General features: G+C 41.7%; 10 protein-coding genes. 6 read left to right on the plus strand and 4 right to left on the minus strand.

Going from position 1 to position 12,420, the window contains the following annotated elements; genetic code table 11:
• The first annotated feature begins 134 nt into the window (after window positions 1-134).
• The 3 genes from KQP93_RS06885 (at window position 135) to KQP93_RS06895 (ending at window position 7,215) form a co-directional block, all read left to right on the plus strand.
• The gene (locus KQP93_RS06885; protein ID WP_369598764.1) at window positions 135-3,008 is read left to right on the plus strand and encodes a two-component regulator propeller domain-containing protein; all 2,874 of its coding nucleotides are present in this window, start codon (window positions 135-137) and stop codon (window positions 3,006-3,008) included.
• A gap of 90 nt (window positions 3,009-3,098) precedes the next feature.
• Entirely contained in the window at window positions 3,099-3,923 is an 825-nt protein-coding gene (locus tag KQP93_RS06890; protein ID WP_175079034.1) for a M90 family metallopeptidase, read from the plus strand.
• A gap of 106 nt (window positions 3,924-4,029) precedes the next feature.
• The gene (locus tag KQP93_RS06895) at window positions 4,030-7,215 is read left to right on the plus strand and encodes an amidohydrolase family protein (RefSeq protein ID WP_217876438.1); all 3,186 of its coding nucleotides are present in this window, start codon (window positions 4,030-4,032) and stop codon (window positions 7,213-7,215) included.
• A 54-nt stretch (window positions 7,216-7,269) separates the two neighbouring features.
• Here the strand turns inward: KQP93_RS06895 and KQP93_RS06900 are convergent, their stop codons facing one another.
• A complete protein-coding gene (locus tag KQP93_RS06900) occupies window positions 7,270-7,812 on the minus strand; it encodes a TetR/AcrR family transcriptional regulator (protein WP_217876439.1) in 543 nt (180 codons plus the stop codon).
• Between the two features lie 100 nt (window positions 7,813-7,912).
• Between KQP93_RS06900 and KQP93_RS06905 the strand changes: the two genes are divergently transcribed.
• Window positions 7,913-8,389 (plus strand): HPP family protein, encoded by a 477-nt coding sequence (locus tag KQP93_RS06905; protein ID WP_217876440.1) that lies wholly within the window; start codon window positions 7,913-7,915, stop codon window positions 8,387-8,389.
• 30 nt (window positions 8,390-8,419) lie between these two features.
• Here KQP93_RS06905 and KQP93_RS06910 read toward each other — a convergent pair whose 3' ends face one another.
• Window positions 8,420-8,797 (minus strand): hypothetical protein, encoded by a 378-nt coding sequence (locus KQP93_RS06910; protein ID WP_217876441.1) that lies wholly within the window; start codon window positions 8,795-8,797, stop codon window positions 8,420-8,422.
• 150 nt (window positions 8,798-8,947) lie between these two features.
• Here KQP93_RS06910 and KQP93_RS06915 point away from each other — a divergent pair, with 150 nt between their 5' ends.
• Window positions 8,948-9,700, plus strand: a complete 753-nt coding sequence (locus KQP93_RS06915; protein ID WP_217876442.1) for a Nif3-like dinuclear metal center hexameric protein — start codon at window positions 8,948-8,950, stop codon at window positions 9,698-9,700.
• 5 nt (window positions 9,701-9,705) lie between these two features.
• On the opposite strand, the gene KQP93_RS06920 is transcribed toward KQP93_RS06915, so the two are convergent.
• A complete protein-coding gene (locus tag KQP93_RS06920) occupies window positions 9,706-10,470 on the minus strand; it encodes a YdcF family protein (protein WP_217876443.1) in 765 nt (254 codons plus the stop codon).
• A gap of 55 nt (window positions 10,471-10,525) precedes the next feature.
• Window positions 10,526-11,413, minus strand: a complete 888-nt coding sequence (locus KQP93_RS06925) for a LysR substrate-binding domain-containing protein (protein ID WP_054551603.1) — start codon at window positions 11,411-11,413, stop codon at window positions 10,526-10,528.
• Between the two features lie 362 nt (window positions 11,414-11,775).
• Between KQP93_RS06925 and KQP93_RS06930 the strand changes: the two genes are divergently transcribed.
• Entirely contained in the window at window positions 11,776-12,420 is a 645-nt protein-coding gene (locus tag KQP93_RS06930; RefSeq protein ID WP_254907724.1) for an alpha/beta fold hydrolase, read from the plus strand.

A 12,420-nucleotide genomic window follows, 5' to 3' on the forward strand; every position in this document is an offset into this window, starting at 1 on the left:
AATTGCAACTAATGTAGTATTATCTGAAGTTAGGGATGACTTTGGCTTCACAGAGCTACATCACTGAATAGAACGATAATAAATATCAGGGTTTTAGTTTTATGGTGCGGGTAGTTAGTTGTATTTTTCTTTTATTGAGTTTCAGCGTTTTTGCTGATTCTGCACGCCTCTCTTTAAGTGATTATTTTACAGAGACTTGGAGCACTCGCGCCGGCCTTCCTCACAATAGCATTAATGGCGTTACGCAAACCAAAGATGGTTACATTTGGATAGCGACTTGGGAAGGGCTTGCCCGTTTTAATGGTCGTGAGTTTAAACTTTTTACTCGAACAGAAATTCCTGGTTTACCTGATTCTGGCTTACGCAGCCTGATTCCGATGGATAATGGTGATTTATATATCGTGGGTGCCCGTGGCGGTATTGCGCTTCGCTCACAAGGAGGGTGGCGAGCATTACCAAGTTCATCAGCCATGGTCAATCATGCGCTTGTTACTGAACAAGGTGAGCTATGGCTGGCACTTGAAGGGCAAGGCATTGTTTACCGCGCTTCTGAAACTGCCTCTGAGCAAAAACTGCTTGATAAGCTTAGCGCCTATCGTCTTTTACAAGACAAAACAGGCGTGATTTGGGCTGCGACCAGTGATGGTCTTTATCAAATAAAGAATAAGCAAGTTAGTAAGGTCAGTGAGGACTCTGGGCTTCCAAATGCCTCTGTGTTTACCTTATTACTAACGGAGTCAGGCACATTGATTGTCGGCACCGAAAAAGGCGCATGGCAAAAGAAAAATAATAAGTTTGTTGCTATTAATCCCGTCCTTAACAACGAATCAATTGCTAGTTTACTCGAAGATGCGCAGGGCGATTTGTGGTTTGGCACCATCAATAAAGGGGTGTTCAGACTCAGCAGTTTAGGCCTTGAAAACTTAGCTGCCGATGATGGCTTACCCAACAACCGTATTTTATCTTTACTGCAAGACCGCGAAAAAAGCATTTGGGTTGGCACTAATGCTGGGTTATTCCGCTTGCGCGAAGCACCATTTACAAATTGGAGTGAAAGTCGTGGGCTTGCATCAGACTATGTGCGTACCGTGTTATCGCATTCTGATGGTAGCTTATGGGTGGGCAGTAGCAATGGCTTAAATCGTATTAAAAATGGCAAGCTCACAACCCTTACTCAAGCCTATGAAAAAGATCCACTATCCGTTTTAAGCTTAACCGAAGATAAGCAGGGCGGCGTTTGGTTAGGTACTTATACCGCCGGTTTAATGAAAGTGGCTAATGGGCAAATTTACCCAGTAAAAAACCGCAGTAATGGCCTGATCAGTAACGAAGTTCGCGCTGTGTTGTTCGATAAAGTTGATAACCTATGGATTGGCACTGCCGGTGGTTTAACCAAAATAGACCCTGCTGGGCAAACTGAATTATTTACCACAGAAGATGGCTTAATTGGTGATTTTATTATGGCCCTTGTCGAGGATGACCACGGCAGGTTATGGGTCGGTACGGGGGTCGGTGTATCAATTTATGACCCAGCGACAAAGCAGTTTAAAACTCTCGAGTTTCCAAAGCAGTTCAGTACTGAGTATGCATTCGGCTTTTACTTAGATGGCGATAAAATGTGGCTTGCGACGGATAGAGGCTTAGTTCGTTACAATCTCAGTACAGATAAAATGAGCTTGTTTGGTCGAGATCAAGGTTTACCGGTCGATAAGCTGTTCCAAGTGATTGAGCAAGGTGACTCACTATGGTTGACCAGTAACCGTGGTGTTATTCAAGTGAACAAAGCTCAGCTAGTTGCACTTTTAGATAACCCTGAAAAAGTTCAACCAATGAGCGTTTCGATGCAGCTTTATGATGAAGGCGATGGCATGTTAAGCGCGCAAGCAAATGGCGGTTCAAACCCTGCTGCTGTGCTTCATTCAGATGGTCAAGTATGGGTTGCTACAGCCAAAGGCGTCGCTATTGCCACACCAGAGCGCTTAAAAGAAGCCAGTAAACGACGATTATCGACGGTTATTGAAAGCTTTGAAGTCGATGGAAAACCCATGACTTTACCTGTTGGTAATGAGGTTTTGAGTTTACCTGCTGGGGTTTCTCGGGTTTCGTTTAACTACGCTGGGCTAAGTTTTATCATGCCTGGGCGGTTAAATTACCAAACTCAACTAAGTGGTTACAATCAACAATGGGTAGACAGGGGGCGCTTGGCCATTACCGAGTACACCAATTTACCACCAGGTAAATATACCTTTAAAGTGCGTGCAGGTTACCCAAATAGTGACTGGCAAAATAATGAGCAAGTTCTGCGTTTTAAAATTGCCCCTTATTTTTGGCAAAAAACCAGCTTTAAGTTATTTGTCTTAGTTGCTGTGCTTTTTGCTGCTTATGCTATTTATAAATACCGCTTATATCACTATAAGCGCATCGAAATTGAGTTAACGGAAAAAGTTGAACAGCAAATGCATGATTTACAAACGCAAGCTGATGCTTTTGCTCATTTAGCGAATCATGACCAATTAACGCAATTACCGAATAGACGCGCTTTCGATATGTGGCTGTCTGAAAACTTTAATCAGTTTCAGCGTGACAATAAAACGCTTAGTATTGCCATTATGGATATTGATCACTTCAAACTCATTAATGACAATTTCTCGCACTTAATTGGTGATAAAGTGATTTGTGAAATTGCACGCTTACTGCGTATGAATTTCCCTGATGAAGGTTATGCGGCGCGTTGGGGCGGTGAAGAATTTACCCTGTTGTTCCCATACAAAAATGCTGAAGAAGCCGCAAGATTGTGTGAAATTATCCGTTTAGAGATAGCGGGTTACGATTTCTCAGAATTAGCAGATAGCCTTTCTGTAACGGTAAGTTTTGGTGTGGCAGACAACGCGCAGGTTACTGACTACGACCGCTTGTTAGCACATGCCGACAACGCTTTATACAATGCAAAGAATAACGGTCGAAACCAAATTATTATTTATAATCAAGGCTGTATCACGCTCGATTAATCAGCTTTTAAAATAAAAATGAGTGTAAACAATTGATCTTTTTTTGTTTGCACACATTAAAGTATCAAGATTGTTTTTTAGGCGATAGTAATGCTTAACCTGGTTTTGATACTTTTTTTAATAATTTTTGTTGTGTGTTACTGGCGCTGGGACGATATCCGTAATCACTTTTGGCAAAAAAAATACCTCAATAATTCCCTCAATGTTCAGCAAAAAAATCTGCTGTTAAAATATATGCCTATATACCGAAAGATGACGGATGCCGATCGTGAAAAGCTGGAGCGTCACATCGTTTGGTTTTTAAATGAAAAACGCTTTATTGGTTGTGATGGTCTTAAGCTTAATGATGCAATGAAGCTGATTGTAGCAGCCGATGCCTGTATTTTAGTGCTTAATAAACCGTGGCCTCTGTATCGTAATGTAAAAGAGATCCTTTTATACCCAAGTGCGTATTATGCCCCGCAAACTTCCCGTGATAATGCAGGGCTTGTCAGTTATCACAATACCGTGCGTCAAGGTGAATCATGGCCGGGCGGAACGCTGGTATTGAGCTGGCATGATGTCCTTGAGGGAAACCGCTTACCAAGTGATGGCCATAACTTGGTATTTCATGAATTTGCCCATCAGCTCGACCAAGAAACAGGTAAAACCACGGGCACGCCATTGCTTTCGAGTAACGAGGATTACCAAAAGTGGGCAAAAGTATTTAGCCGCGCGTTTAATCAACTTAAAACCCATTTAGCTTATGGCATGCCTCATGTTATTCATAGCTATGGCGCGACCAATGAGGCAGAGTTTTTTGCTGTTATCACCGAAACTTTCTTAGAAAAACCTGCTGAACTCAGGCAATTTGACCCAGAAATTTATCATTTACTGGTTGGCTTTTATCAGTTTGATCCGATTGCGTGGCATTAGTCGACTATTTACGTCTGTTTAACACGAATCACTGGAATCTTGCTATGCTATTTGGTGCAATCTTAAAAGTGTGCATATAAGCAAAACAATAAAAAGTGAGATTTCAATGAAGAAAATGCTTCATACAGCGCTCGCTGTATCTATTTCACTTGCTCTAACTGGGCAAGTGGCGGCAGCTGAGCAATCAAATGACGACAAATGGCAGGTGGACGCACCAAAAGGCCAATTCCTAGACGCTAAAATTAGTGTTGAGCAGGGCACGTGGATGAACGTAGATATTAGCCCTGATGGTAAAACAGTGGTGTTTGACCTACTCGGCGATATTTATACCATGCCAATGTCAGGTGGAACTGCAACGCAATTAACCAGTGATATTGCATGGCAAATGCAGCCACGCTTTAGCCCTGATGGTAAGCACATTGCGTTTACTTCAGACCAAGGAGGTGGCGATAACATTTGGGTTATGGATTTAAATGGTGAAAACCAAAAAGCCGTAACGAACGAAACATTTCGTTTGTTAAATAGCCCAGCCTGGAGCCCAGATGGTGACTACTTAGTTGCGCGTAAGCACTTTACTGCAAGCCGATCTTTAGGGGCTGGTGAAGTATGGCTTTACCACAAAGCGGGTGGTAAAGGTGTACAGCTAACTGCACGCGAAAACGACCAAAAAGACTTAGGCGAGCCAATGTTCTCACCAGATGGTCGTTATGTTTATTTCTCTCATGATGCAACGCCGGGTAAAACATTCCATTACTCTAAAGATTCTGTAGCGGGTATTTATAAGATTAAACGCTATGACCGTGAAACCGGCGAGATTGAAACAATTATTGATGGCATGGGTGGGGCTATTCGACCTACACCTTCACCAGATGGTAAAAAGCTTGCGTATATCAAGCGCGATGATTTCCAAACAAGCTTGTACTTATATGATCTTCACACCGGTGAGCATACCAAGCTGTATGGCGAGCTTGAGCGTGATATGCAAGAGACATGGGCTATTCATGGCGTATATCCAACAATTGCTTGGACGCCAGATAACGAACAACTGGTTTTTTGGGCGGGTGGTACCATTCATAAGCTAGATGTCGATGATAAGTCTGTCTCGACCATTCCATTTAAAGTTGAGACCAATAAGCAAATTCAAAAAGCTGTGCGTTTTACACAAAACATCGATAGCGATAATTTTGATGTGAAAATGCTGCGCAATGTACAAATTTCACCGGATGGTGAAACGGCTATATTTGAAGCGCTAGGTCATATTTATAAACGTGATTTAGAGTCTGGCAAAGTGAAGCGCCTGACCAAGCAAGACGACCACTTTGAATTATTCCCACAGTTCTCTCGTGATGGTAAGAAGATTGTTTACACCACATGGGATGATAACGAACAGGGCTCAGTACGTGTTGTATCTGCACGCAGTGGCCGTGGCGATACCATTACTAAAGAGCCGGGTAAATATGTAGAGCCAACTTTCAGCCCTGATGGTAAAACGGTTGTTTACCGTAAAGCGTCTGGCGGCAGCATCCTTAACCCAACATGGTCATTAGAGCCAGGTATTTACTCAGTAAGTGCTAAAGGCGGTAAAGCGACGCTAATCACTAAATCAGGGTATCAGCCGCAATTTGGTGCAGCTAATGACCGTATTTATGTGATGAGCCCTTGGCCGAAACCAACATTAAGTGTTGTTGAGCTTGAATCAAAGCAAATTCGTAAACTTTACGAATCAGAACATGCTACAGAGTTTAGAGTTTCACCAGATGGCCAATACTTAGCGTTTGCAGAGCGTTTTAAAGTATTTGTTACGCCATTTGTTGAGCGCGGAAAAACCATTAATATTGGCCCGAAAGATAGCCAATTCCCAATTGAGCAGCTTTCTGTTCGCGCGGGTGAAAACATTAGCTGGAGTGGCACAAGCGATAAACTTTATTGGAGCTTAGGCCCAGAGTTATATCATGCAAGCCTAGCGGGTTTATTTGATATTAACCAAAATGCAGAGACTGACTTTAAAGTTAAAAGCGGCGACAACATCGGTTTTACAAAAACCATGGCCGAGCCTAAATCAACCTTTGCGTTAACTGGTGCGCGCATTATCACTATGAATGGTGAGCAGGTTATTGAAAACGGCGTTATTGTTACTGATGGTAAGCATATTAAAGCGGTTGGCAGTAAAGACAGTGTTGCTATTCCTAAAGGCGCAGAAGTAATTGATGTAACCGGTAAGACGATTATGCCGGGTATTGTTGATGCGCATGCACACGGCTCGCAGGGCAGCGATGAGATCATTCCACAGCAAAACTGGAAGAACTTAGCGGGTTTAGCGTTAGGCGTGACAACGATTCACGATCCATCAAACGACACCACTGAGATTTTTGCTGCAAGTGAAATGCAAAAAGCAGGCATGATTGTCGGCCCTCGTATTTTCTCAACGGGTACCATTTTATATGGTGCGAATATGCCAGGCTATACATCTCATATTGACTCGTTAGAAGATGCTAAATTCCATCTTGAGCGTTTAAAGAAAGTAGGTGCGTTTAGTGTTAAATCATATAACCAACCTCGTCGTGAACAGCGCCAGCAAGTTATTGAAGCAGGTCGTGAACTTGAAATGATGGTTGTGCCAGAAGGCGGTTCATTACTGCAGCACAACTTAACTATGGTAGTTGATGGTCATACGGGTATTGAACACTCAATTCCTGTTGCCAATATTTACGATGATATTCGCCAGCTTTGGTCTCAAAGCGATGTAGGGTACACGCCGACACTGGGTGTAGCTTACGGTGGTATTTGGGGTGAAAATTATTGGTACGACAAGACGGATGTGTGGAATCATCCACGCTTAAGTAAGTTTGTACCAAAGAATCAGCTTTTACCTCGCTCAATGCGTCGTGTTAAGGCGCCCGATCATCACTATAACCACTTTAACAATGCCCGTGTTGCCAAAGAGCTGCAAGACTTAGGGGTTTTAGTAAACCTTGGTGCTCACGGTCAACGTGAAGGCTTGGCTGCGCACTGGGAAATTTGGATGTTTGCGCAAGGTGGTATGACACCACTTGAAGCAATTCGTGCAGCAACCTTAGATCCTGCTAAATACATTGGCCTTGATAAAAATATCGGTTCTCTAGAGCCTGGTAAACTTGCCGATTTAATTGTTATAGACGGTAATCCGCTAACTAACATTCGTGATACAGATAAAATCGATTACACCATGATCAATGGTCGTTTATTTGATGCTGCAACCATGAACGAAGTGGGTGAGAAAAAACGCGAAAAGTTATATTTTGAAGAAATCTAACAAAGCGACAATCTAAATTGAAAGCGGCCATAGTGCCGCTTTTTTATTGTTTATTTATTGTTTTAAGTGAGGAAACAGTTTAATTCCTACTAGTTTTGCTTGGCAGATCATGCCCTCAACAAGCGTCATCAAATAGTGGCTCTGTGAGTTTAGCTGCGAACTATCCATGTTATTGCACGCTGATAAACGCTGTTTTATTAACTGCTGTACCGCCATTTTATGCTCTTTGCAGGCTTGATTAATTGGACTTGCAGGATCAGCAAATTCAGCAGCAGTGTTAATAAATAAACAGCCATTAAAATCACCTAACTCTGTTACTTCAGAATTAAACCAAGCTTCATGGCAGCTGATCAACGTTGCTTTAAACTCTTCAAAAGTGGTTTGCTTGCTGGTGGCATGCGTTAACCAATTTAAAAACCTGTTATGGCGCTCACTAAGGCACGCGAGTAACAATTCATCTTTACTTGCGAAATGGTGGTACATGGTTTTTTTGGCGACACCCGCCACACTAATGATTTCGTTTATTCCCACACTATGAATGCCTTTTTGATAAAAAAGTGACAAGGCGGTCAAAATAATATGTGTTCGTTTATCCATAACAAGGCCTGATTGGGTGACTAATGATAGCTTGACAGAAGTAGACCGACTTGTCTACCATTTGCCAGGTAGACAAGTCGGTCTACCTTTTGGAGGTTTTATGGAGAATAAAGTAAGCAATGCGGCCATTGCGGGTATATTTGCTTGTATGGCAATTTTTGTGTTGGCCTATTTACAGCAATTAGGAAGTTATGGTGTGTGGTTGATGGCCCCATTTGGGGCAACTGCGGTGTTGGTATTTGGTGTGCCACACAGTCCTTTAGCTAAAGCGAAGAATGTTATCGGTGGGCACTTTTTAACTGCACTAATCGGTGTCTTATTTGTAAATTATGCCGGTGTGGGGCCTGTTGAAATTGCTATAGCCACAGGGTTGGCAATTAGCCTAATGTTGTTGACGGACACAGTACATCCAGCTGCAGGCGCAAACCCAATTTTGATAATGCAATCTATGGAAAGTTGGGACTTTTTAGTGATGCCTGTATTGATTGGAACCGTATTTATTGTGTTGTTTGGCCATGTTAGCCAATGGGTTATAACTAGCCAAATTAACAGACATAAAAAAACCGCTAACGAGTAGCGGTTTTTAAAATTGCTAAGTGTAATTTGATTACACAACACCACGCGGTAAACGACAATCGTGGTCTTTTTCAGCTAGGTTAACAATCCAAAGCTCTTCAGCTTTGTAACCGTCATCGTTTGCTGTAACAACAGTGAACGGTGCTTTCTTAGCTGTTTTAGCCGGTGCAGCGGTTTTAGTTTTGGTTTTTTTCGCTGGTGCTTTAGGTGCTTCTTCTGCTTTAGGCTCAGCTGTTTTACCAGAAGTGAGCTCTTCAGTCAGCGCTGCAACATCAGCAAGGCGCATATTTTTGCCACCGTCGATGCTATACCAACCAGGTTTTGTTGTGATTTCAGGTTTCTTACCATTCGCTGCTTCGTATGCTGCTTCGAAGGCATTTAACACTTCTGTTTTGTCTAGTTTGCTCATCAGAGACCCTATACGTTGTAAACACAGATTAAGAATATATATTTATACCTATTTTCAGCTTACTTTTCAATTTTTTGCGATTTTCCTTCCATTTTTCACTCATAAACGCCAAAATTTGCACAAAATAGAGGGTTGAAGGACGATTTTTATATGCAACGCAAACAATTTACTCAATTATTAAACGACATTCTTAAACCTGATTCTATCGCTGATTTTTGCCCAAATGGCTTACAAGTTGAAGGTTCGAGCGAAGTAAAAAAGATAGTGACGGGGGTCACAGCTAGCCAAGCATTGATTGATGCCGCTATTACAGAAAATGCAGATACTATTTTGGTACACCATGGTTATTTCTGGAAAGGGGAATCGCAGCCAATTACGGGCATGAAAAAGCGCCGTATTGCAGCGCTTTTAAATAATGATATTAACTTATATGGCTATCATTTACCGCTAGATATACACCCTGAAATTGGTAATAACGCGCAACTGGCTAAGTTACTCGACATTGAGTTCACAGGTGGGCTTGAATCTGGCCCAAATAGTGTGCCGGTAAAAGGGCGTTTAAAAACCCCTTTAAGTGGTGAAGAATTTGCCGCCAAAATAACCCAAGTACTTAACCGTGCACCATTAACTAGTTTGGTAAGAAAAGAGAAAGTCGAAACCATCGCTTGGTGCACAGGTGGCGGACAAGGGTATATTGATTTAGCGGCTGCTCAAGGGATTGATGCTTATCTTACAGGTGAAGCCTCTGAGCAAACGATTCATAGTTCACGCGAGCAAGGTATCGACTTTTTTGCAGCTGGTCACCATGCAACTGAGCGTTATGGCATTAAAGCCTTAGGCGAGCTTTTAGCTGAGCAACATGGTTTTGATGTGACGTTTATCGATATCGACAATCCAGTCTGATTGTTCTACAGCGCCTCTGGATCAATCCAGCGGCGCACACTCACCCATGCACTGCCAATTTTTTCATGAGCGACTCTGGTAACTGCAACAAGTACTGCAATGTTAGGTATAAACTGTTTGTACGTTGGATACTGACTAAAATCTTGAAAGTCGGTTGCCGCTGGGATCACATCAATGCCTTGTGCATTAAATAAGTCTTTCGCTCGCGTCATATGGCTTGCTGAGGTGACGAGGGCTGTTTTTTTATCGACTAAATAAATGGCAAGTCGTTTCGCTTCTTCTGCGGTATCCATAGCGAGGGGGTTTTGTTTAATTCTCGTTGCAGAAATACCTAACGCTTTTGCTGTCTCAAACATGAGCTGGCTATTGGTGGTATTAGCAAAGCCGCCTCCTGATACATAAAGGGTGGCATTTGGATAGTGATGGGCAAGCTTAACACCTTCAAGTAATCGAGCAAGCGCGCAATCGCCTAACTGGTGGTTTGCTTGAAGGCGCGAGTTGGGCATTATTGAGCAGCCAAGTACCACAATATTATCGAGTTTAGGGTGTTTCGCTTGGTTAAATTGCCAAGCTGGGTTATTGCTTGCAGCTATCAGTGATTGACCAATAAATGGCGTGCTTATCAGCATTAAAGTTAAAATACTAACAAAGCCAAAATAGAGTGCTTTGCGTTTATGTGTAATGGCTAAAAATACCATCACTAAAGTAAGCAGCCCGAGCAACGGCAGGGGCATTAATAATGAGCCAACGATCTTTTTAATTTCAAACATGTATCAAAACTATTGTCTGTAACAGATGCAGCTATGTTAGTTTTTTTGCCTTGCTTTAGCGACCGTTATTTTGCTTACATGTATTTAAAAAGTGGCGATAAACTGGGTTATCTTTCATATTCTTTTTCATCGCTAAATACATAGGTCGAGTAAGGCCTAGTGCACCTAACGGAATAGACTTAATGAGCCCTTGGCTTTCATAAGGAGTGACTAGCCAGTCTGGTAATGCTGCAACCCCCATACCTGCACTCACTAATTGAAATATCAATAAGCCTTGGTCAACCGTTTTAAGCGTGCCATCAAAGCGTGCATTTTGAATAAAATGTTTAAAGATATCTTGGCGCTCACGGGGAATAGGGTACGAAATAATTGTTTCGTTCTTTAAATCAAGGGCGGTGACATAGGCTTTTTTTGCCAACTCATGATCCGGTGCAACGATTAGTTTTAATTTAAAATCAAACAGGTGAGCATACTCAAGCTGATCGGGTTCACGAATATCAGAAGTCAGCACTAGATCCAATTCATCATTAATTAAATCTGGAATGGCGTCGTAACTAAAGCCGCGCTCGTAATCAATTTTAATATCAGGCCAAAAATTATTAAATTCTTTGATGGTTGGGAGCAACCAATGAAAGCAGGCATGACACTCAACGCTTAAACGTAAATTTGAGATTGGCTGGTTGAGGCTTTCTTTTAACCGACATTTTGTTGCCTCAACACGAGGTAATACTTCATTAGCAAGTTCAAGAAGTAGCATACCTTGCGGAGTAAAACGCACAGGCTGTGTTTTACGTTCGAACAGCTGGCAATCTAACTTATTCTCGAGATCTTTAATTTGATGCGATAAAGCCGATTGAGTTAAAAACAACTCACGGGCGGTATTGACCAAAGAGCCTGTTTCTTTAAGGGTCGCTATGGTTTTTAGGTGCTTTATATCAATCATCTTTAAAAAATCTCATGGAAAATGTGAGTCTAACTCAGATTACGAACATACTACGCCTTAGAATTTATTTTTTCAACGTCTAGACGTCTAAAATCTGCGGTTATTTTAACTGCTTTTTTACAATACGCCTTTTTATAAATAATTGACAGCGTTGTCATAAGGTTTTTTGTAGTTTAACTATGAAATTCCATGAATTTACCTCAAGTTGAAACTTGCAGTTTAAATCGTGATACAGCTTGCGATTAGTAATTTGATATTTAATTAAAATTACTGAGAGTAGGGTTTAGTTGTTTGCTAAGATATTATTTTTTAAGGTGTTATTATCTTCTATTAGGTGTAACGTGATTTTTAAAGGAATGCTTGTGATACGTACCGTACTTTTACTCTGTGCATGCTGGGTTTTGCCTGTTTGCGCTGGCACTATTTACAGCCAGTTTCCAACAGAGGTTGACCCGCATGGTCACTATGTTTTTTATTCACATGGTTTTATCGTCGAAGGGACAAACCCTAAGCCTGTTCACAAAACCTTTGGTGTTTATGACTTTATTGCAGTAAAAGAAGTACTGACAGATGAGAGCTATCATTTAATTGCCTATCACAGGCCAAAAGACACTGAACCATTTACGTTTGCGAAGAAACTCGCTGCAGATGTTGAAGCATTGATCAGTGCCGGTGTTGCTGAGTCGAACATTAGTTTGGTTGGTTTTTCACGGGGCGGGGCATTGTCGATCCTAGCAGTCAATGAACTTAAACGTACACGTATCAACTTAATTATATTGGCAGGTTGTGCAGGCCTTATAAAAAATCACACATCAGTTAAGGCTTATGGCAAAGTGTATTCTATCTTTGGGAGCTCAGATCAGGTTGGCTCTTGCCAATTTTTAATTGATAGAAGTGACGTAACCAAGTTCGAAGAAATAAGCATTAATACAGGGCTCTCCCATGGTGCATTTTATAAACCAAAAGATGAGTGGCTGTTACCAATTAAGAAGTGGCTAAAGGATTAA

The organism is Pseudoalteromonas shioyasakiensis (assembly GCF_019134595.1).
Taxonomy (GTDB): domain Bacteria; phylum Pseudomonadota; class Gammaproteobacteria; order Enterobacterales; family Alteromonadaceae; genus Pseudoalteromonas; species Pseudoalteromonas shioyasakiensis_A.

Excerpts from the sequence above, each read along its gene's own strand:
- KQP93_RS06890 (WP_175079034.1), top strand. The coding sequence starts at position 3,099 with ATGCTTAACCTGGTTTTGATACTTTTTTTAATAATTTTTGTTGTGTGT.
- KQP93_RS06895 (WP_217876438.1), top strand. The coding sequence starts at position 4,030 with ATGAAGAAAATGCTTCATACAGCGCTCGCTGTATCTATTTCACTTGCT.
- KQP93_RS06900 (WP_217876439.1), bottom strand. The coding sequence starts at position 7,812 with ATGGATAAACGAACACATATTATTTTGACCGCCTTGTCACTTTTTTAT.
- KQP93_RS06905 (WP_217876440.1), top strand. The coding sequence starts at position 7,913 with ATGGAGAATAAAGTAAGCAATGCGGCCATTGCGGGTATATTTGCTTGT.
- KQP93_RS06910 (WP_217876441.1), bottom strand. The coding sequence starts at position 8,797 with ATGAGCAAACTAGACAAAACAGAAGTGTTAAATGCCTTCGAAGCAGCA.
- KQP93_RS06915 (WP_217876442.1), top strand. The coding sequence starts at position 8,948 with ATGCAACGCAAACAATTTACTCAATTATTAAACGACATTCTTAAACCT.
- KQP93_RS06920 (WP_217876443.1), bottom strand. The coding sequence starts at position 10,470 with ATGTTTGAAATTAAAAAGATCGTTGGCTCATTATTAATGCCCCTGCCG.
- KQP93_RS06925 (WP_054551603.1), bottom strand. The coding sequence starts at position 11,413 with ATGATTGATATAAAGCACCTAAAAACCATAGCGACCCTTAAAGAAACA.